Source organism: Stenotrophomonas maltophilia group sp. SKK55 (assembly GCF_057179845.1).
The window spans coordinates 47,654-69,197 of sequence record NZ_JBXUHP010000043.1; the positions used below are offsets into that span (position 1 = coordinate 47,654).

Genomic DNA, 21,544 nt, shown 5'->3' on the forward strand with positions numbered 1-21,544 from the left:
GGGCAGCTCTCAAGTGGTCTGGATGACGAATCGACCGCAGTCCATCGAAGGTGAAGGAATGTTGCGATCAAGCAACAGATAACCCATTCCGCCGACCAGGATTCCTCGATGCGTCGGTGCTGCCCTATCAAGATCGAATTCATCGAACTGAAGGATGAATGCTTGGCCCTCTGATTCGTCATCCTGCAGCCAGCAAGGCCGTCCTCCAATTTGCGAAGTTCCCTGAAGTGCTTCGCGCTCATCCATTGCCGTCCCGGCGCAAATGCGGCGTGGTCCAATTGGCACACAGGGGGAGACTGTCGGTTCATGCCAGGGCCAGTGAGCAATTACGCGGCCACCATGGCTCATGGCTTCTTCGAATCTATCCCCGCCCGAGGTTACGTAAGGCGTGAAGACCGAAATGCTCAGCCCAGGCGCGATGTACAGTCCGGCGACGTGGCTTCGAATGAATGCGGCTGGAAAACTGGCCAGGTGAAGCAGTGCGTGTCCATGGATGCTGGTTGGCCAATGGGTACGGGCATCCAGCCAAGCGGTCCCGCCGAGCACGGGAGCGGTCATCGCGTCGTCGGCGGGGGTAAATAAAAGCGGTCGATGCATCCCCCCATCCTGCACGGCTTCTGATGTGCAGGGCTGTGAATCGGTCCAATAATCAATAAATATCAATGACTTGCGATTTGATCGGTGGCTTGGAAATCCGTCGCCCCAGGCGCAAAGCGACATCTGGACCCATTTCAAGCGCGCTCCGAGCCGGTCATCCCGCCCGTGGAACATTCGCGCCGTTATACTCATTCCATTGTGTCACCCTTGGCTTCATTGAATTCTTTTGAAATCAATGGCTTGAGGTGCTGGCTGACCTGACATCCACAATACGGACGCCCTCTGGGCGCCTGTTGGAACCCAATCACGCCATGCGTCTTTCCACGATCAAGCTGTCCGGCTTCAAGTCGTTCGTCGATCCGACCACCCTGCACCTGCCGACCAACATGACCGGCGTGGTGGGCCCCAATGGCTGCGGCAAGTCGAACATCATCGACGCCGTGCGCTGGGTCATGGGCGAGAGTTCGGCCAGCCGCCTGCGCGGCGACTCGCTGACCGACGTGATCTTTTCCGGTTCCAACGCCCGCAAGCCGGTCTCGCAGGCCACGGTCGAGCTGATCTTCGACAACTCCGACCACACGATCTCCGGCGAGTACGCCGCGTTCAACGAAATCTCGGTCAAGCGCACGGTCAGCCGCGACGGTACCAGCAACTACTACCTCAACGGCACCAAGTGCCGCCGCCGCGACATCACCGACCTGTTCCTCGGCACCGGCCTGGGGCCGCGCAGCTACTCGATCATCGAGCAGGGCATGATCAGCCAGATCATCGAGGCGCGCCCGGAAGACCTGCGCGTCTACCTGGAAGAGGCGGCCGGCATCTCCAAGTACAAGGAGCGCCGCAAGGAGACCGAGACCCGCATCCGCCACACCCGCGAGAACCTGGACCGGCTGGGCGACCTGCGCGACGAGATCAGCAAGCAGCTGGAGCACCTCAAGCGCCAGGCCAAGCAGGCCGAGCAGTACCAGGCCCTGCAGGAAGAGCGCCGGGTCAAGGATGCCGAGTGGAAGGCGCTGGAATTCCGCGGCCTCGACGGGCGCCTGTCGAAGCTGCGCGAAGGCCTGTCGCAGGAAGAGACCAAGCTGCAGCAGCTGATCGCCGACCAGCGCGACGCCGAGGCCCGCATCGAGACCTCGCGCGCGCGGCGCGAAGAGGCCGCCGACGCGCTGAACACCGCGCAGGCTGCGGTCTACCAGGTCGGCAGCACGCTGGCGCGCCTGGAGCAGCAGATCCAGCACCAGCGCGAGCTGTCGCAGCGCCTGCACAAGGCGCGCGATGAAACCCAGCAGGCCCTGGCCGAACTGGGCCAGCACATCAGCGGCGACGAGGCCAGACTGAGGGTGCTGCGCGAGGCGGTGGAGGCCGCCACTCCGCAGCTGGAAGAACTGCAGGAAGAAAACGAGATCAAGCAGGAAAGCCTGCGCGAGGCTGAAGAGCGGCTGGCCAGCTGGCAGCAACGCTGGGAACAGCACACCTCGCAGAGTTCGGAAGCCTCGCGCGCCGGCGATGTCGAGCGCACGCGCGTGGACTACCTGGACAAGCAGATCCTCGACGCCGACCGGCGTCGCGAGGCCTTGGCCGCCGAACGCGCAGGCCTGGACGTGGACGCGCTTGAAGAAGCCTTCGAGCAGCTGCACCTGCAGCACGACACGCAGAAGGCCGCGCTGGATGAATTGAGTGAAGACGTCGAGCTGCGCAAGCAGGGCGTGGCGGCGGTGCAGGAACAGCAGCGCAATGGCCAGAACGAACTGGCTGAACTGCGCAAGCAGGCCAACGGCCTGCGCGGTCGCCTGGCCTCGTTGGAAACCCTGCAGCAGGCCGCGCTGGGCCAGGAGCAGGGTGCAGCCGTGGCTTGGCTGAAGGCGCGCGGGCTGGATTCGGCGGCGCGCGTCGGCGAACGCCTGGACGTGGATGCCGGCTGGGAAAACGCGGTGGAAAGTGCGCTCGGCCAGCTGATCGAAGGCGTGCTGGTCGATGACCCGGCCAGCCTGGTCGGCGCGCTGGGCGAACTTGGCGAAGGCCACATTGCGCTGGTCGCCGACGATGCTGCTGAACTGAAGGTGGCGCCGACCTCGCTGGCGGCACGCGTGCGCGGCCCGGCAGCGATCCGTCGGCTGCTGGCGCACCTGCATGGTGCAAAGGACCTGTCCGAGGCGAAGGCCCTGCAGGCCAGCCTGCCGGAAGGCGATTCGATCATCACCCAGGGCGGCGAGCGGCTGGGCCAGGGCTGGCTGCGCGTGTCGCGCTCCGGTGCCGCCGAGCAGGGCGCGCTGCTGCGCGAGCGTGAAATCAACGAACTGCGTGAGCAGATCGAGCAGCTGCAGGACCGCGAGGCCGAGCTGGAAGAGCAGCTGAGCGGTTTCCGTGAGCAGCTGCAGGCGGCCGAGCAGCAGCGCGAGGATGCGCAGCGCGCGCTCTACCAGGCCCACCGCGCGGTGTCCGAGCTGGCCGGCCAGCTGCAGGGCCAGCAGGGCAAGGTGGAAGCGGCACGCACCCGCATCGACCGCATCGAGGGCGAGCTGAAGCAGTTGCAGGAAACGCTGGAAGCCAACAACGAGCAGGCGCGTGAAGCGCGCTCGCGGCTGGAGAGTGCGGTCAGCAGCATGGGCGACCTGGAATCGACCCGGCAGCGGCTGGAGGGCGAACGTCGGCAGTTGACCGAGGCCCGCGACCTGGCCCGCGATGCCGCCCGCGCGGTACGCGAGCGCGCGCATTCGCTGGCCCTGACCCTGGAATCGCAGCGTGCGCAGCTGGCCTCGTTGAGCCAGGCGCTGGAGCGCATGGGCACCCAGCGCGGGCAGCTGGACGCGCGGCTGGGCGAGCTGCATTCGCAGCTGGACGAAGGGGATTCGCCGGTCGAATCGCTGCAGGCCGAACACCAGAACGCGCTGGAAGAGCGCGTGCGCGCCGATCGCGTGCTGACCGAGGCACGCACGCTGCTTGACGGCATCGACGCCGAGCTGCGCAACTACGAGCAGACCCGCCACCAGCGCGACGAACAGGCGTTGGCCCAGCGCGAGCGCATTTCGCAGCGAAAGCTCGACCAGCAGGCCTTGGTGCTCAGCGCCGACACCCTGCAGGCGGCGGTGGAAAAGGCCGGCTTCGTGCTGCAGGACGTGCTCAATGCACTACCCGAGGACGCCCGCCTGGGCGACTGGGAGCAGGCCGTGCACCAGATCGACGCACGCATGCGCCGGCTGGAGCCGGTCAACCTGGCCGCCATCCACGAGTACGGCGAGGCTTCGCAGCGTTCGGACTACCTGGATTCGCAGCACGCCGACCTGACCACGGCGCTGGAAACACTTGAGGATGCCATCCGCAAGATCGATCGCGAGACCCGCGGGCGCTTCAAGGACACCTTCGACCGCGTCAACGCCGGCGTCCAGGCGCTGTATCCGCGCCTGTTCGGTGGTGGCCACGCCTACCTGGAACTGACCGGAGAAGACCTGCTCGACACGGGTGTGACCATCATGGCGCGCCCGCCGGGCAAGCGCGTGTCCAGCATCTCGCTGCTGTCCGGCGGCGAGAAGGCGATGACCGCAGTGGCGCTGGTGTTCGCCATCTTCCAGTTGAATCCCGCCCCGTTCTGCCTGCTGGACGAGGTGGACGCCCCGCTGGACGAAGCCAACGTCGGCCGCCTGGCCAACATGGTCAAGGAAATGAGCGAGAAGGTGCAGTTCCTGTTCGTCAGCCACAACAAGGCGACGATGGAGGCCGCGCACCAGCTGTCGGGCGTGACCATGCGTGAGCCGGGCGTCAGCCGCCTGGTCAGCGTGGACCTGGAAGAAGCGGCGCGATTGGCGGGCGCGGCCTGACGTGCCATCCTAGTTACCTGAATGAATTAGCCGGAGAACCTATCGAATGTCCGACACGGCACTGTTGCGCATCGGCATCCTGGCCGCCGGCCTGCTGTTGATCGCCGCGATCTTCCTGTTTGGCCGTCCGAAGAAGAAGCCCCAGGGCCGTCGCGTGGAGAACACGGAACCGGCCAGTGGCGAGCGCCGCGAACCGGTCCTGGGCGAGGACGGCGTCGTGGTGGCTGAGGGCCGCGTCGAACCGGGCATGCGCGGGGAAGGCGAGCAGGCCGAACTTGGCCTGGCCGACACTGACCCGGGCGCGGCCAACGACCTCGGCAAGCGCACTACCCAGGATTTCGACAAGATCGTCTCGCTGTTCGTGGCCGCCCGTGCCGGCGAGCAGCTGCGCGGCGAAGACATCGTGGTGGCGGCCGAGAAGACCGGCCTGGTATTCGGCCACATGAACGTGTTCCACCGCCTGGTGGAAGGCCACCCCGAGCGCGGCCCGATCTTCTCGATGGCCAGCATCATGAAGCCGGGCAGCTTCGACATGGCCAACATCCGTGCCATGGAAACCCCGGCCATCGCCTTCTTCCTGACCCTGCCGGCGCCGCTGACCGCGCTTGATGCCTGGGAGAAGATGCTGCCGACCGTGCAGCGCATGGCCGAGCTGCTCGATGGCGTGGTGCTGGACGACAGCCGCAATGCCTTGGGCCGCCAGCGCATCGCGCACATCCGCGACGAGCTGCGTGCCTACGACCGCCAGCACCAGGCACCGCCGCTGACCAAAACCCCGCGCTGGTAAAGCCTGTTGTGCCGGCCAACGGTCGGCACCCACCCCGGTAGATCCACGCCATGCGTGGATGGAGCGAACCAAGGTTCGCCCCCACCGACAGGGTCAGGCCGGTACGCCGGCCACCTTGGCGAACGCACGGCGGAATGCGGCCATCTCGTCTTCGGTGCCGACGGTCACGCGCACGCGCTGTGGCCAGATCGGCCAGCTGCGGCCAATGATCACGCCGTTGTCTGCCATCGCCTTGGCAAAAGCGGCACCGTCGCGCTGCACATCCACCACGAAGCAGTTCGCTTCCGACGGCACGCAGCTGAAGCCACGCTTGCCCAGCCACGCGATGGTGGTCTGCCGCACCTTGGAATTCTGCAGGCGCCGCTGCGCGATCAACTGGGGATCCTGCAGGCTGGCCAGTGCCGCGGCCAGTGCTGGCACGGGCAGCGGGTTGTCGCCCAGGCTGGCCAGTTCGCGCAGGCGGTCAGGGTGTGCGGCCGCCATGCCCAGGCGCAGGCCGGCCATGCCGTACAGCTTGGAGAACGTGCGCAGCACGATCAGGTCATCGCGCTGCGTCACCTGGGTGATCAGGCTCGGCTGCTCGCTGTACTGCAGGTAGGCCTCGTCGACCAGCACGCGGGTGGAGGCGGGCTTGTGGGCCAGCAGCCAGGCGAGCTCATCCGGTGGGCTGATCGAACCGGTCGGGTTGTTCGGATTGCACACGTACAGCAGCCCGGTCGGGCGTGCGTGCGCGGCGGCGACCATTGCACGCAGGTCATGCGCGCCGTCGTCGCGCAGCGGCACCTTCTGCACGTATGCACCGTGTGCGGCGGCGACCTCGCCCAGGGTCTCGAAGGTCGGGTCGGCCACCACCAGTCCCGCCTGCGGGCTGGTCCACAGCACGGCGGCGCGGTTCAGCGGTTCGCTGGAACCCGGATACAACCTCACGTGATCAGCCGGAATGCGTGCCTGCTCGATGAAGGCATCGCGCACCTGTCCGGCCAGGGCGAAGCGGTAGCGGCCGCAACCGGCGATGCTGTCGCGTGCCGCCTGCTGGGCTGCGGGCGAGGGGCCGTAGGGGCATTCGTTGAAATTCAGCAGCACCGCACCTTCGGCGGGGGCAGGAGCGGCGGCCGTCGCGGGTTGGGTATGGCCAAGCTGCGGCAGCCCGCTGCCAGCGACGGCGAGGCCAGCACCGGCCAGTTGCAGGAAGCGTCGACGGGAAGCAGGCAGGGTCACGGGCACGATTCCGAAGGGCAGACCGTCGCACGCTAGCGCTGGTTGCGGTGGGCGGCAAGCCCGCTTTTTGTAGTGCAGAGCCATGCTCGGCTGCAGCCGTGCCAACCAAGGTTGGCATCTGCCGGGGCGGGGAGAAGGTTGGCCACCAGGGCAGGGAGCGCCCGTCGAGCATGGCTCGGCGCTGCGAAGGGGGGCATTACAGGGCCTGACGGCCGGGCGCGGTAGAATCCCCGGCCATCCCAGAACCACCGGATTCCGATGAGCTCCAGCCCCGCCGAACGCGCCGAAGATCTCCGCCGGCAGATCGCCCAGGCCAACCGCGCCTACCATGAGCTGGATGCCCCGGAGATCCCCGACATCGACTACGACCGGATGGTGCGCGAGCTGGAAGCACTGGAGCGCGAACATCCGGAACTGGCCCGGGCCGACAGCCCGACCCAGCAGGTCGGCGCGCGTCCCTCCGGCCGTTTCCCCGAAGTCCGCCATGCGGTGCCGATGTTGTCGCTGTCCAACGCCTTCAGCGATGAGGAAGTGGCGGATTTCGTACGCCGCATTGACGAACGCCTGGGCCGCCGCAGCCTGCAGTTCTCGGCCGAGCCGAAGATGGACGGCCTGGCGATCAGCCTGCGCTACGAGGATGGTCATTTCGTGCTCGGCGCGACCCGCGGCGATGGCAGCACCGGCGAGGACGTGACCGCCAACCTGCGCGAGATCGGCGATGTTCCCAAGCGGCTGCACGGCAAGGACTGGCCGGACGTGCTGGAGGTGCGCGGCGAGGTCTACATGGCGCGTGCCGATTTCGAGGCCTACAACGAACGTGCGCGCCTGCACGGCGGCAAGGTGCTGGCCAACCCGCGCAACGCGGCGGCTGGATCGCTGCGCCAGCTCGACCCGAAGATCAGTGCGCAGCGCAGGTTGAGCTTCTTCGCCTACGGTACCGGTGAAGTGCAGGGCGGCGAGCTGCCCGATACCCATTCGGGCACGCTGGCGCAGCTCGGCGCCTGGGGTTTCCCGGTCAGCGCGCTGTGCAAGGTGGTGGAAGGCACCGACGGCCTGCTCGGCTACTACCGCGATATCGGCGAGCGCCGCGACAGCCTGCCGTTCGATATCGATGGCGTGGTCTACAAGCTGGATGACCGTGCCGGCCAGCAGGCGATGGGCTTCGTCTCGCGCGCGCCACGCTGGGCCATCGCGCACAAGTTCCCTGCACAGGAACAGAGCACTACCGTGGAGGCGATCGAGATCCAGATCGGCCGCACCGGTGCGGCCACACCGGTCGCGCGCCTGGCGCCGGTGGCCGTGGCCGGCGTGATCGTGTCCAACGCCACCCTGCACAACGCCGACCAGATCGCACGCCTCGACGTGCGCGTCGGCGACAGCGTGATCGTGCGCCGCGCCGGCGACGTGATCCCGGAAGTGGTCAGCGTCATCCTCGATCGCCGCCCGCAGGGCACCACGCCCTGGCAGATGCCGACGCGCTGCCCGGTGTGCGGCTCGGAGATCGTGCGCGAGGAAGGGGCCGCCGCATGGCGCTGCTCGGGCGAGCTGTCCTGCCCGGCGCAGCGCAAGGAAGCCATCGCCCATTTCGCCTCTCGCCGCGCGATGGACATCGACGGCCTGGGCGACAAATACATTGAAACCCTGGTCGACGCTGGCATCGTCAAGAGCGTGGCCGACCTGTACCGGCTCACTCGTGACCAGCTGCTGCACCTGAAGCTGGTGCTGGACGCTGAAGATCCCTCGGCGCTGGCTGCCGCACTGAAGCTGCACCTGCCGGCCGAAGGCAGTGGCGCGGTGCTCAATGCGGTGCTCAGGCTGGACGGCAACGATCCGGGCTGGCGCGCGCAGGCGCTGGCGCAGCCGGCCCGCTTCGAATGGAACACGAAGAAGATCGCGACCAAGTGGGCCGACAACCTGATCGCGGCCATCGACGCCAGTCGTGCCGCCACGCTGGAACGGCTGCTGTTCGCGCTGGGCATCGAGCACGTGGGCGAGAGCACGGCCAAGGCGCTGGCGCAGTGGTTCGGTGACCTGGAACTGATCCGCCACCTGCCGTGGCCGTTGTTCAAGCGCGTGCCGGACATCGGTGGCGAAGTGGCGCGCTCGCTCGGCCACTTCTTCGAACAGCAGGGCAACCAGCAGGCCATCGATGACCTGCTGCAGGTCGGCCAGGTCCGCATCAGCGATGTGCACGCGCCCAGCGCCAGGCTGCGCGAGGGGCTGGACCTGGCGCAGCTGTTGGTCGAATCAGAGATTCCCGGCATCACCCGCCTGCGCGCGGAAAAACTGGTGGCCGCGTTGCCCGGTGCCCAGGCCGTGCTCGACGCCGAACATGGCCAGTTCGTCAACGCCGGCCTACCGGACGACACCGCGCGTGGCCTGGCTGCGTGGCTCGATGCCGATGGTCATGGCGCGATGCTGCTGGCGGCCGAGAAGGCGATGCAGCAGATCCTGGCCAAGGCACCGGCGCTGGCCGAGATCGTGGCCGGCCCGCTGGATGGGCAGACCGTGGTGCTGACCGGCACCCTGGCCCAGCTCACCCGCGATGCCGCCAAGGAGCGCCTGGAGGCCCTCGGTGCAAAGGTCTCCGGCAGCGTCTCGAAGAAGACCAGCTTCGTGGTCGCCGGTACCGAGGCCGGCTCCAAGTTGGACAAGGCGCAATCGCTGGGCGTGCCGGTATGGGACGAAGACCGCCTGCTGGCTTATCTGGCCGAACACGAATGATGACCCCGCCGGGTGCATGGCGCCCGGCATGAAACACAAAGGAACACCGATGCAGACCGCCCCGCTGGATTTCCGCCTGGCCACCCGTGCCGACGAGGAGCTGTTGATCGCGCTGATGCGCGAGTTCTACGCCGAAGACAGGATCGACTTCGATGACGGGCGCGTGCGTCGCGGCGTGGACGCGCTGCTGGCCGATCCGCGCAATGGCGAAGTGCTGTTGTGGCTGGACGAGGCGGGCGAGGTGGTCGGCTACGCGGTGATCGCGATGGGCTTCAGCCTGGAGCAGGGCGGCCACTTCATGCTGCTGGACGAGCTGTACCTGAGCCATCGCGCGCGCGGTCGTGGCCGCGGCAAGCAGGCGCTGGCCATCTGCGAACAGCGCGCTCGTGGTCGTGGCGTCAGCCGCCTTCGCCTGGAAGTGAACCACCACAACGAACTGGCCCGACGCCTGTACCTGGCCAGCGGCTACATCGACGATACGCGCGATCTGCTGACCCTGCCGCTCGACCATCCGCGCCCGGAGGGCATCCTGTGAGCGAGGCCCTGCTGCGCGCGCTGCAGCAGCGCGCCGCGCTCAACGCGCTGGTGCGCCGCTTCTTTGCAGAGCGCGATGTGCTCGAGGTGGAGACGCCGATCCTGTCGGTCGCGGGCAACACCGAGCCGAACATCGACAGCTTCCATACCGACTTCACCGGGCATGTCGATGCCGGCGGACGCCGCCGCTGGCTGCGCACCTCGCCGGAGTATCCGCTCAAGCGCCTGCTCGCTGCCGGCGTGGGCGACTGTTACGAACTTGGCCGGGTGTTCCGCAATGGCGAGGCCGGTGGTCGCCACAACCCGGAATTCACCATGCTGGAATGGTATCGGGTCGGCTGGGACCACCATCGGTTGGTGCAGGAAACCGCCGAGCTGATCGGACAGGCGCTGGCCCTGGTGGGACGCCGTGCGACCCTGCGCGTGCTGAGTTACCGCGAGCTGTTCCAGCAGCACCTTGGCGTGGATCCGTTCGAGGCGGATGAGTCCACGCTGCGTGCCGCGTTGGGCGAGGTGCACATTGACCCGGTCGGATTGACCCGTGATGACTGGCTCGACCTGCTGATGACCCATCGTATCCAGCCGCATTTCGATGACGCGGTCATGACCGTGGTGCATGACTGGCCAGCCAGCCAGGCCGCGCTGGCACGCATCCGCGCCGGCACGCCGCCGCTGGCCGAGCGTTTCGAACTGTACCTGGGTGCAGTGGAGCTGGCCAACGGCTATCACGAACTGAACGACGCCGACGAGCAGCGCGCCCGCTTCCAGCGCGACCAGCAGCGCCGCCACGAACGTGGGCAGGTGCAGCCGCCACTGGATGAGGCGCTGCTGGCGGCGTTGCCGGCGTTGCCGGCCTGTGCCGGCGTTGCGCTGGGGATCGACCGCCTGCTGATGGCGATGAACCGCACACCGCGCATTGCAGATGTGTTGGCCTACGACTTCGCCCACGCGTGACCGTCACGCGTTGCTGAACATCCCAGGCTGAACGAAACGCGGGTTCTGCGCGCTTGCGTCGGCAAGCGGGATGATGCTTTTATCACGGCCAATGCCGGACACTGGCATGCAGTTCATCCATTCCTGCTGGGGAAGGCTTTGGTCAAGTGGTTTGCGGTTGTCGCTGCACCGATGTACTCCATCGCGCTCTGGGGTGCCTGGCTGCCGTCGCCGGCGTCGGCCCAGCAGGTGGGCTACGACGATGAAGTGGTGACCTGCGAGTCCCGCGACATGGGCTGGGTGCACTGCGATATCGATGTGTCCAACGGCGTCGATCTGGTGCGCCAGCTGTCCAGCAACAGCTGCATCCGCGGCAGCGAGTGGGGTACCGACCGCAGCGGCGTGTGGGTCACCCTTGGCTGCCGCGCCGAATTCCGTGCGCGCCGTGCGCAGGGTGCGGCACCTGCGGCAACGGAAGGCAAGCGCCTGGTGCGCCGCGTGGTGCGCTGCGAATCCAATGGCCGTCCGCAGAGCTGCCCGGTGCGCCTGGATGGCGCCCCCGTGCGCCTGCTGCGCCAGCTGTCGGTGCTGCCATGCCGCGAGGGGCAGGGCTGGGGCTACAAGCGCAATGAGATCTGGACCAGCCGTGGTTGCCAGGGCGATTTCGAGGTGGCCGACGAGGATGGCCGCTTCGTCGATGTGCCGCGCCGCCTGACCTGCGAATCGAAGTCGAAGAAGCGGCGTTTCTGCGGCGCCAGCATCTCCGTTGGCGCGGTCGTTTCCGAGCAGCTGTCCAGCACGCCCTGCGAGGAAGGCAGTACCTGGGGCTGGAGCCGCAACGGCATCTGGGTGGACGGCGGCTGCCGCGCCGAATTCTCGGTGAATTGAGCCGGGGCAGGCTCCAACCACGCGGGGCGTGGCCCTACAATGGGCCCATGAACACTGCCTCCGACATCGACTACGCCCGTTATGACCACATCCGCCCGATTCTGTGGACCGGCGATGCCTTGCAACTGCTGGACCAGCGCAAGCTGCCGTTCGTGGTCGAGCACGTGGTCTGCCATGACAGTGACGAGGTTGCCAGCGCCATCCACGCGCTGACCGTGCGTGGCGCGCCGGCGATCGGCATTGCCGCCGCCTGGGGCGTGGTGCTGGCCGCGCGCGAGGTGCAGGCCGCAGACGGTGCGCACGCCCTGCAGCAGCTGGAACCGGCACTGCAGCGCCTGAACGCATCGCGCCCCACTGCGGTCAATCTGGCCTGGGCGCTGGCGCGCATGCGCCGTTGCCTGCACGCCGCCGGCGCCGACTGGAAGGCACTGCTGGAGGCCGAAGCGCAGGCCATCGCCGAGGAAGACCTGGCCGCCAACCGCCACATGGGCGCACTGGGCGCTGGCTTGATCGAGGCCGGCAGCGGTGTGCTGACCCACTGCAATACCGGCTCGCTGGCCACCGCCGGCTTCGGTACCGCGCTGGGCGTCATTCGCGCCGGCATGGCCCAGCACCGCATTGCCCGCGTGTTCGCCGGCGAGACCCGGCCGTGGCTGCAGGGCGCGCGCCTGACCGTGTGGGAGCTGCAGCAGGACGGTATCGATGCCACCCTGATCGCCGACTCGGCGGCCTCGCACCTGATGAAGACCGGTGCCGTGCAGTGGGTGATCGTGGGCGCAGACCGCATCTGCGCCAATGGTGATACCGCCAACAAGATCGGCACCTACCAACTGGCCATTGCCGCGCGCCACCATGGCGTGAAGTTCATGGTGGTGGCGCCGTCCTCGACCGTGGACATGGAGACCGTGGACGGCAGTCAGATCGAGATCGAGCAGCGTGATCCGGGCGAACTGTACGGCGTGGGCGGTACCCGCACCGTGGCCGAGGGCATTGCCGCCTGGAACCCGGTGTTCGACGTCACCCCGGGCGAGCTGATCGACGCCATCGTGACCGAGCGCGGGGTGATCCTGAACCCGACCGCCGAGAACATGCGCGCCGCCTTCGGCGGCTGAGGCGGGCAGGACCGCGGACGTCTGTAGAGCCGAGCCCATGCTCGGCTGAGCCAGCGAATCCGCCGCAGCCGAGCATGGGCTCGGCTCTACAGGGGCGGTATGGGGCCCTAAGTTCCTGATTTGTGCCGGTAAAATCCCCGTAAAGGCAGGCGGAAAACAGCCCGTTGTGGTAGTATCCACAGGTTGAATCGAGGTTCCGGCGCGACCCCCTCCCGCAGAGGGCTGCGCCGGACTGGACCGCTACCAGACAACGGAACCCGAATGGCAGAAACCGCCAAGGAAATCATCCAGGTCAACCTGGAAGACGAGATGCGCAAGAGCTACCTCGATTACGCCATGAGCGTGATCGTGGGCCGCGCGCTGCCGGATGCGCGCGACGGCCTCAAGCCGGTGCATCGTCGCGTGCTGTACGCGATGAATGAACTCAACGCGCACAGCAACAAGCCCTACTTCAAGTCGGCGCGTATCGTCGGTGACGTCATCGGTAAGTACCACCCGCATGGCGATCAGTCGGTGTACGACACGCTGGTGCGCCTGGCACAGCCGTTCTCGCTGCGCTACATGCTGGTCGACGGCCAGGGTAACTTTGGTTCGATCGACGGCGACTCCGCCGCGGCGATGCGATACACCGAGGCGCGCATGTCGCGCCTGGCGCATGAGCTGATGGCCGATATCGACAAGGAAACCGTCGATTTCCAGCCCAACTACGACGAAAAGGAACTGGAGCCGACGGTCATGCCGACCCGGTTCCCGAACCTGCTGGTCAATGGTTCGGCCGGTATCGCGGTGGGCATGGCGACCAACATCCCGCCGCACAACCTGAGCGAATCGATCAACGCCTGCATTGCGCTGATCGACAACCCGGAGATCGACGTCGACGGCCTGATGGAGTACATCCCGGGCCCGGATTTCCCGACCGCCGGCATCATCAACGGCACCGCCGGCATCGTCGCCGGCTACCGCACCGGCCGTGGCCGCGTGCGTATCCGTGCAAAGGCCGACATCGAAGTGGCCGATAACGGCCGCGAGTCGATCATCGTCACTGAAATTCCTTACCAGGTGAACAAGGCGCGTCTGATCGAGAAGATCGCCGAGCTGGTCAAGGAAAAGAAGATCGAAGGCATCAGCGAGCTGCGCGATGAGTCCGACAAGGACGGCATGCGCATCTACATCGAGATCAAGCGCGGCGAATCTGCCGAGGTTGTGCTGAACAACCTGTACCAGCAGACGCAGATGGAATCGGTGTTCGGCATCAACATGGTGGCGCTGGTCGATGGCCGCCCGCAGTTGATGAACCTCAAGCAGATGCTGGAGGCGTTCGTCCGCCACCGTCGCGAAGTGGTCACCCGCCGCACCGTGTTCGAGCTGCGCAAGGCGCGCGCCCGTGCCCACGTGCTGGAAGGCCTGACCGTTGCGCTGGCCAACATCGACGAGATGATCGAACTGATCAAGACCTCGCCGAACCCGAACGAAGCCCGCGAGCGCATGCTGGCGCGCGTGTGGGAGCCGGGCCTGGTCGGTGCGATGCTGGGTGCCGCCGGTGCCGAAGCCTCGCGCCCGGAAGACCTGCCCAAGGGCGTCGGCCTGGTCGAGGGCGGCTACCAGCTGACCGAGATCCAGGCCACCCAGATCCTGGAAATGCGCCTGCACCGCCTGACCGGGCTGGAGCAGGACCGCCTGACCGACGAGTACAAGCAGCTGCTGGAAGTGATCGCCGGGCTGATCCACATCCTGGAAGATCCCGACCGCCTGCTGCAGGTGATCCGCGAGGAGCTGGTCAACGTCAAGGCCGAGTTCGGCGACGAACGTCGCACCGAAATCCGCCACAGCGAAGAAGACCTGGACATCCTCGACCTGATCGCGCCGGAAGACGTGGTGGTCACCGTGTCGCATGCCGGCTACGTGAAGCGCCAGCCGGTCAGCGTGTACCGCGCGCAGCGCCGCGGCGGCCGTGGTCGCAGTGCGGCGGCGACCAAGGAAGAGGATTTCATCGAACAGCTGTGGCTGGTCAACACGCACGATACGCTGCTGACGTTCACCAGTTCGGGCAAGGTGTTCTGGTTGCCGGTCTACCAGCTGCCGGAAGCGGGCTCCAACGCCCGCGGCCGTCCGATCATCAACTGGATTCCGCTGGAACCCGGCGAACGCGTGCAGGCCGTGCTGCCGGTGCGCGAGTACGCCGATGGCCAGTTCGTGTTCTTCGCCACGAAGAACGGTACGGTCAAGAAGACCCCGCTGGGCGAGTTCGCCTTCCGCCTTGCCCGCGGCAAGATCGCGATCAACCTCGATGAGGGCGATGCCCTGGTCGGCGTCGGCCTGACCGATGGCCAGCGCGACATCCTGCTGTTCGCCTCCAACGGCAAGACCGTGCGCTTCGGCGAGGACAAAGTCCGCTCGATGGGCCGTACCGCCACCGGCGTGCGTGGCATCAGGATGCCGGCCGGCGAGGAAGTGGTCAGCCTGATCGTGGCCGAAAGTGCCGGTGGCATCGAGGACGAGAACGAGGACGACAACGGTGTCGAGGAGGCCGCCGCCACGGGCGATGCGGTGATTGACGGTGCCGATGACAGCAGCGTGCAGTACATCCTCACCGCCACCGAGAACGGCTACGGCAAGCGCACCCCGCTGCCGGACTACCCGCGCAAGGGCCGTGGCACGCAGGGCGTGATCGGCATCCAGACCACCGAGCGCAACGGCAAGCTGGTCGCCGCAGTGCTGATGGGCTCCCGCGACGAAGTCCTGCTGATCTCCGACGGCGGTACGCTGGTGCGTACGCGTGGCTCGGAAATCAGCCGCGTCGGCCGCAACACCCAGGGCGTGACCCTGATCCGCCTGTCCAAGGACGAGAAGCTGCAGGCGGTGGAGCGCATGGATGCCTCGATCGACGAGGACGAGGACGAGGTGGCTGCCGCCGCCCCGGCCACGACCGACGGCGCACCGGCTGCTACCAGCAGCGAGGACGCCGCGCAGGAGTGATCCTGCCGCGAGCCTGAGGTACCCGACGACGCCGGCCCTGTGCCGGCGTCGTCGTATCCGGATGCCACGCATACGCGCGCGCTTCACGCAGGCGGTGGGATAACGGCGCATGCTGCCCCCGGAGATCGACGATGTCCGCCACGCCGCAGTCCGCTCCTGCTCCCGTCCGCGCCTCCCGGCATCCTCTCGTTACCGTGCTGTCGCTGCTGCTGGTCGTGCTCGGCCTGGTCATCGGCGGGCTCGGCGCGTGGCTGCTCAGCCTGGGCGGGTCGGGGTACTACGCCATCGCCGGGGCCGGCCTTCTGGCCAGTGGCCTGTTGTTGTTCGGCAATCGCCGCAGCGGCGCGCTGCTGTATGCGCTGGTGTTCGTCGGCACGTTGCTGTGGACCTGGTGGGAATCGGGCAACGACTACTGGCGCTGGGTGCCGCGGCTGGGCCTGGTGACCGCGCTCGGCATCGTGCTGGCGCTGCTCGCGCCGACCCTTCGCGAACCGGTTTCAAAGCGCCTGTCGCGCAGCGTGGCGGGCGTCCTGATGCTGGTGTTCGTCGCTGCCTTCGGGTTGGCGTTCGCACCGCATGGTGAAGTGGACGGGCACCAGCCGTTCCCGGAAGGCGCAGTCAGTGCCGGGCTGGAACCCACGCGGGATACCACCGGCCTGCAACCGGCCGACCAGCCTGCCGAGGGAGACTGGCCGGCGTGGGGCCGCAGCAATGCTGCCACCCGTTATTCGCCGCTGCAGCAGATCACCCCGGCCAACGTGGGCACGTTGCAGCTGGCCTGGCAGTTCCGCACCGGTGACCTGCCGAAGAAGCGCTGGGGTGCGGAAACCACGCCGCTGAAGATCGGCGACCGCCTGTACCTGTGCACTGCCCGTAACCGCCTGATCGCGCTCGACGCCGCCAGTGGCAAGGAAGTGTGGCGCTTCGATCCGAAGGTGAAGGACGCCTCGATCCCGTACACCGCCGCCTGCCGTGGTGTGAGCTACTACGAGCAACCGGCAACGCCGATCCTGGCCGATGCCACCCTGGCCGATGCCGCGGCCGATCTGGTGTTGCCCGAGCCGCCACCCAGCGTGAGCCGCAGCGCTGGACCGGGCAGTCGTCCGGCGTGCTGGGCTCGCATCATCGAAGGCACGCTGGACGGGCGCATCATTGCAGTGGATGCAGATAGCGGCCGTCCCTGCGCGAATTTCGGCAACAACGGCCAGGTCGACATCACCCTCGGTATGGGTGAGGTGCCACCAGGCTACGTGTCGATCACCTCGCCCCCGGCCATCGTGCGCGGCGTGATCGTCACCGGCCACCAGGTGCTGGATGGTCAGCGCCGCGACGCGCCATCGGGCGTGATCCAGGCTTACGACGCGATCACCGGCAAGCTGCGCTGGGCGTGGGACATGGACCAGCCCGAGCGCAGCGGCCTGCCGCCGCATGGGCAGACCTACACGCGCGGCACGCCGAACATGTGGACCACCGCGACCGGTGATGAGGCGCTGGGGCTGGTCTATCTGCCGCTGGGCAATTCTGCGGGCGACTACTGGAGTGGCTCGCGTACGGAAAACCAGAACCGCTATGCGACGTCGCTGGTGGCGATCGATGTGGCCACTGGCAAGCCGGCCTGGCATTTCCAGGCCGTGCGCAAGGACGTGTGGGACTACGACCTGGGTTCTCAGGCCAGCCTGGTCGATTACCCGACGGCGGCAGGCAAGGTGCCGGCGATCCTGCTGCCGACCAAGCAGGGTGATCTCTACATCCTCGATCGCCGCAACGGCCAGCTGCTGACCGCTGCCGAAGAGCGCAGGGTGCCGGTCGGCGGCGTCGAACCCGAGCAGCGTTCACCCACCCAGCTGTTTTCGCTGTATCACACGCTGCGCCGCGAACATGACCTGACCGAGCGCGACATGTGGGGCATCACCCCGATCGACCAGCTGATCTGCCGCATCCAGTTCCGCAAGGCCTACTACGAAGGCTTCTACACGCCGCCGAGCAGTGATCGCCATTCCATCGAGTATCCCGGCTACAACGGCGGCTCGGACTGGGGCAGCGTGTCCATCGACACGCGACGCGGCGTGATCGTGGCCAACTACAACGACATGCCCAACTACAACCGGCTGGTGCCACGTGCCGAAGCCGACCGCCTGGGCTGGCTGCCGCGCGAGAAGATCCGTGCCGACAGGGGCGGTGGCGAGGGGGCCGGCGATCCGCAGGTGGGAACGCCGTATGGTATCCAGGTCAACGCTGGCTGGCGGCTGCCGTTCACGGGTCTGCTGTGCAAGCAGCCTCCCTACGGCGGCATCCGCGCCATCGACCTGCGCACCGGCAAGCTGTTGTGGGATCGTCCGTTTGGCAGTGCGCGCGGCAATGGGCCGTTCGGCATCCGTTCCGGCCTGCCGATCGAGATCGGCACGCCGAACAACGGCGGTTCGGTGGTGACCGCCAGCGGGCTGATCTTCATCGCGGCCGCCACCGATGACCTGCTGCGCGCCATCGACCTGAAGACCGGCAAGGAGCTTTGGCATGCCAAGCTGCCCGCGGGCGGGCAGGCTACGCCGATGGTGTATGAACAGGACGGACGCCAGTTCGTGGTGATCATGGCCGGCGGCCACCATTTCATGGAAACCCCGAACGGCGATTACGTGATGGCGTTTGCGCTGCCGAAATAGCGGTTGCCGGCCTGAATATGGGCGACGGGGCCGTGACCGATGTCGCTGAAGTTGCGCTGGCGACCGGGCAGCATCCATCATCGGAACAGGACGGGGCCGGCCAACGCCCCCAGGGAAGGAAACGCATGCTGGACTCTGAACGCCTATCCGGGCGTGCCACCCGGTTGCTTGCAGGACTGCTTCTGCTTGGCCCCTGTCTATGGGCAAGCGCTCAGGCGCAGCCCCAGCCCGCCGCACGCAAGGTGCCCAGTGGTGCCGAACTGATTGCCGGCGATGCACGCTTTCTGAGCCGTGCGTATGCGCCCTGCATGGCGGCTGCGGGCACCGCACTGGAGGCCCGTCGTCGTTGTGTCGACGCTGAATTCAAGGTGCACGACGATGCGTTCAACGCCGCCTACAGTGCGGCGGCTCCACACTGACCGCCAGTGATCAGCAGGTGCTGCGCGATCTGCAGCGGCAATGGCTGCACCAGCGCGACAATCGTTGCCCGGAGCATGGGCGTGACCCGTGGCGGGCGCAACGTGGCGGTCACGGACGTGCAGCCGCGCCTGACCCGCGCTGGCGCCGATGCCCAGGGTGCGGCGGCCGTGCTGCTGACCGTTTCGGATTTCAATGGCGATGGCGTGCCGGACCTGCAGGTGTGGCAGGACAACAACGGTGTCTACAACGTTCCGGTGCATGCGTTCTACCTGTTCGACGCCAAGGTCAACCGCTATGTGCGTGCCAAGGCATTGGAAGCGGCCATCGGCGGGCGCGACATCGACCATATCGACAATGGGCGGTTTGTGCTGCGCGCGAAGGTCAGCCCGTGCGCGCGCGAGGACAAGGTCATCCAGCTGCGCGGAACCGGGCCACGCACACTGCTGCAGCGCCGCTATGACAGCTGCAGGGGCGAGGCCCCTACCGAATCGGACCTGCTGAAGTAGGTCTTCCCCCGACGAATGGATGCGTTCCGGAACTGGAGAGCTGAAGGATGAGCGAAGGCTATGGAAAAGGTGGGTCGGGCTTCGGCCTGACCCGGGACCAGTCGGTCGAGATGATCGTGCGTACCTGCATCGACAACGGTATTACCGACCACCGGCAGATTGCCTATGTGCTGGCCACAGCGCAGCACGAATCGCGTGATTTCGCCGCGCCCGAGGAAGCGGTGCGGTACCAGATCGGCATGGGCGTGGAATCGCTGCCGCATGAGCGGAGCGAATGGCATCGCATCGAGGCGTTCGCCGTCACGGTCGAGGTGTTGCGGCAGCGTCCCTAGCGTGGATGCAGCTGGGGTGACGACCGTCATGGACCTGGCCAATCTGCAGCAGGTGAAGCGGTTCCAGATCGTGGGCGCTGAAACGCCGGACAAGATGAAGCTCGCCCAGGCCTGCAAAGCGGAGCGCTGGTCTCACCTGCATTGCTGCAGCAGGCCACCACGGCGCAGAACAACAAGGGCTGGTATGGCTTGGTTTCGTGGTGCAGGGCGAGGGTAGGGAGCACCGGTACGGCCACGAAGACGGTGCGCCTGCTTCCCGCGAACGGCAGTCGACCAGCGGTCGACTCTACCCAATCAATGTTGCTCGGTTGGTGCCGGTACCCGCACCATCTTCGTCATCAAGTGTTCCACCACACCCGCCGGGTCCGCAGTGCGGCCGACATGCGTGCTCGACATCTGCACAACCGAGCTGCGCTTGGCGGTGAGGAAATGAAAGCGGGCGCGCGCGGGCAGCTGTGCGATGGGTCCGGCGCTGGCGTCGCCACGGCAGATGGCCACGATCGCATCCAGCCACGGTTGCAACGCATCCTGATCAAGCGCTGGAGCGAACGCGTGCAGGCGTGCCGGATCGATCTCGATGGCCGCTTCCAGATGGCGCGCGCCGGGGCAGGAGACGATCACTCCGACGTTGATGAACTCCTCGCGTTCCACCCGCGGTACCACGCGGATGACCGCATAGTCATACGTGTGCAGCGTGGGCACGGACGGCCTCCTGCACGAACACTGCACGCACTTTCAAGCGGTGCTTGAGATAGTTGATATAGCCCTGGCGATAGGCCTGTGGGCTGTCGAACGCCGGTTCGTCCACCAGCCAGCTGTCCGGCACCAGGCCAACGATGCGCTCGATTTCGGCATCGGTCAGGCGCGCGGCCAGCTCGGCATCCACCGCGGCGATGCGGCTGGCGAACGACAGCAGCACATGGTCGCGGATCAGCACGAACGGCTTTTCGCAGGCATCCCCGGCGTTGGCCCAGTCGTGGTGGAAGTACATGGCCGCACCGTGATCGATCAGGTACAGCTTTCGATGCCACACCATCAGGTTGGGATTGCGCGTGGTGCGATCGACATTGCTGGTGAACGCATCGAACCAGACGATGCGCGAGGCCAGGTCTGCATCGACCGGCATCGCCGCCGGATCGTAATTGATCGCACCGGGCAGGTAATCCAGGCCCAGGTTCAGGCCCTCGCTGGCGCGGATCAGCTCCTGGATCTCCGGGTCGGGCTCGGTGCGGGCGAACTCACGATCCAGCTCGACGAACAGGATTTCCGGAATCGGCAGGCCCAGCGTGCGTGCCATTTCGCCGGCGATCAGTTCGGCAATCAGTGCTTTCGGGCCCTGGCCGGCGCCGCGGAACTTCAGCACGGCCATGCCGTCGTCGTCGGTCTCGACCACGGCGGGCAGGGAGCCACCTTCCCGTAACGGGGTGATGTAGCGGAGGGCATGTACGGTGCGCATGGGCGCATTCTAGCGTGGTGCAGGTGCACTCCCCCCTGATCGCCGAGGACCGAGTTCGGCCTTCACCTGTCCCTTCCGCCTGCAATGGCAGCATCTTGCTCCAGGAACCCTTGGGTTCATGGGCGCACTGGCACTCTCGATGCCGAGGCTTCGGGCTGGGCACCTGCTCGGCTGCCAGCGACGCGCACTGCGAAGCGGAAACCTCATCCACGATGTCCAGCAGGCTACGGAGGTGCACCGATGAGCGATGAATTCACTCCCATGCTGCCGCCCTTGGACGATGCCAAGGTCGAGGAAATGATCGGCAAGGTGGTGCTGGTGGGCGTCACCCGCTATGGCGGTGACGGCCAGGTGCAGGGGCTGGAACAATACGCCGGTACGGTGCTGCGCATCAGCGCCGACGAAGGCGTGGTGCTGGCGGACGAGAATGACGGCCATGAGCGCTATCTGCCGCCGATGCTCGACCAGTACCTGCCCGCCGAGCCCGGCGAGTACCGCATGCGGAACAGTGGCATGATCGTGGTCGACCCCGATTACCTGACTGCCTGGGACCTGCACGCCCAGCAGTGACGACAGACCACGCCTG

17 protein-coding genes are annotated in these 21,544 nt (G+C 66.8%); 13 read left to right on the top strand and 4 right to left on the bottom strand.

The genetic code is table 11. From position 1 onward, the window contains the following. Window positions 1–9 precede the first annotated feature (9 nt). On the bottom strand, window positions 10–735 hold the full coding sequence (locus tag AC2A1N_RS14070) for a DUF1963 domain-containing protein (protein ID WP_156476683.1): 726 nt from the start codon (window positions 733–735) through the stop codon (window positions 10–12). Between the two features lie 173 nt (window positions 736–908). Between AC2A1N_RS14070 and smc the strand changes: the two genes are divergently transcribed. Together smc and zipA are read left to right on the top strand one after the other, a co-directional pair. After that, on the top strand, window positions 909–4,412 hold the full coding sequence (gene smc, locus AC2A1N_RS14075) for a chromosome segregation protein SMC (protein ID WP_484372635.1): 3,504 nt from the start codon (window positions 909–911) through the stop codon (window positions 4,410–4,412). Between the two features lie 46 nt (window positions 4,413–4,458). Then, on the top strand, window positions 4,459–5,199 hold the full coding sequence (gene zipA / locus AC2A1N_RS14080; protein ID WP_061480035.1) for a cell division protein ZipA: 741 nt from the start codon (window positions 4,459–4,461) through the stop codon (window positions 5,197–5,199). Window positions 5,200–5,292: 93 nt separating this feature from the next. Here zipA and AC2A1N_RS14085 read toward each other — a convergent pair whose 3' ends face one another. Then, window positions 5,293–6,417, bottom strand: a complete 1,125-nt coding sequence (locus AC2A1N_RS14085; RefSeq protein ID WP_061480036.1) for a pyridoxal phosphate-dependent aminotransferase — start codon at window positions 6,415–6,417, stop codon at window positions 5,293–5,295. 252 nt (window positions 6,418–6,669) lie between these two features. On the opposite strand from AC2A1N_RS14085, the gene ligA reads away from it, so the two are divergent. The 10 genes from ligA (at window position 6,670) to AC2A1N_RS14135 (ending at window position 19,502) form a co-directional block, all read left to right on the top strand. Next, entirely contained in the window at window positions 6,670–9,141 is a 2,472-nt protein-coding gene (gene ligA / locus AC2A1N_RS14090) for an NAD-dependent DNA ligase LigA (RefSeq protein ID WP_404830561.1), read from the top strand. A gap of 49 nt (window positions 9,142–9,190) precedes the next feature. Then, on the top strand, window positions 9,191–9,676 hold the full coding sequence (locus tag AC2A1N_RS14095) for a GNAT family N-acetyltransferase (protein ID WP_061480038.1): 486 nt from the start codon (window positions 9,191–9,193) through the stop codon (window positions 9,674–9,676). Beyond that, complete coding sequence (gene epmA / locus AC2A1N_RS14100) at window positions 9,673–10,629, top strand: EF-P lysine aminoacylase EpmA (RefSeq protein ID WP_134968199.1); 957 nt, start codon at window positions 9,673–9,675, stop codon at window positions 10,627–10,629. The genes AC2A1N_RS14095 and epmA overlap by 4 nt, the downstream gene beginning before the upstream one ends. A gap of 138 nt (window positions 10,630–10,767) precedes the next feature. Continuing rightward, entirely contained in the window at window positions 10,768–11,496 is a 729-nt protein-coding gene (locus AC2A1N_RS14105) for a DUF3011 domain-containing protein (protein WP_484372638.1), read from the top strand. A gap of 47 nt (window positions 11,497–11,543) precedes the next feature. Beyond that, window positions 11,544–12,608: an S-methyl-5-thioribose-1-phosphate isomerase gene (gene mtnA, locus AC2A1N_RS14110; RefSeq protein WP_111201551.1), complete on the top strand. Its 1,065-nt coding sequence runs from the start codon at window positions 11,544–11,546 to the stop codon at window positions 12,606–12,608. 261 nt (window positions 12,609–12,869) lie between these two features. Next, complete coding sequence (gene gyrA, locus AC2A1N_RS14115; RefSeq protein WP_061480042.1) at window positions 12,870–15,584, top strand: DNA gyrase subunit A; 2,715 nt, start codon at window positions 12,870–12,872, stop codon at window positions 15,582–15,584. A 131-nt stretch (window positions 15,585–15,715) separates the two neighbouring features. After that, window positions 15,716–18,244, top strand: a complete 2,529-nt coding sequence (locus AC2A1N_RS14120; protein WP_061480043.1) for a membrane-bound PQQ-dependent dehydrogenase, glucose/quinate/shikimate family — start codon at window positions 15,716–15,718, stop codon at window positions 18,242–18,244. Between the two features lie 32 nt (window positions 18,245–18,276). Further along, on the top strand, window positions 18,277–18,663 hold the full coding sequence (locus AC2A1N_RS14125) for a hypothetical protein (protein WP_241776793.1): 387 nt from the start codon (window positions 18,277–18,279) through the stop codon (window positions 18,661–18,663). A gap of 81 nt (window positions 18,664–18,744) precedes the next feature. Next, entirely contained in the window at window positions 18,745–19,170 is a 426-nt protein-coding gene (locus AC2A1N_RS14130; protein ID WP_241776794.1) for an XAC2610-related protein, read from the top strand. A 47-nt stretch (window positions 19,171–19,217) separates the two neighbouring features. Then, a complete protein-coding gene (locus AC2A1N_RS14135) occupies window positions 19,218–19,502 on the top strand; it encodes a hypothetical protein (protein ID WP_061480044.1) in 285 nt (94 codons plus the stop codon). A 294-nt stretch (window positions 19,503–19,796) separates the two neighbouring features. Here AC2A1N_RS14135 and AC2A1N_RS14140 read toward each other — a convergent pair whose 3' ends face one another. Then, complete coding sequence (locus AC2A1N_RS14140; protein WP_061480045.1) at window positions 19,797–20,204, bottom strand: DUF3037 domain-containing protein; 408 nt, start codon at window positions 20,202–20,204, stop codon at window positions 19,797–19,799. Further along, window positions 20,182–20,958: a HipA family kinase gene (locus tag AC2A1N_RS14145; RefSeq protein ID WP_061480046.1), complete on the bottom strand. Its 777-nt coding sequence runs from the start codon at window positions 20,956–20,958 to the stop codon at window positions 20,182–20,184. The genes AC2A1N_RS14140 and AC2A1N_RS14145 overlap by 23 nt, the downstream gene beginning before the upstream one ends. 240 nt (window positions 20,959–21,198) lie before the next feature. Here AC2A1N_RS14145 and AC2A1N_RS14150 point away from each other — a divergent pair, with 240 nt between their 5' ends. After that, window positions 21,199–21,528: a hypothetical protein gene (locus tag AC2A1N_RS14150; RefSeq protein WP_061480047.1), complete on the top strand. Its 330-nt coding sequence runs from the start codon at window positions 21,199–21,201 to the stop codon at window positions 21,526–21,528. Window positions 21,529–21,544 lie beyond the last annotated feature (16 nt).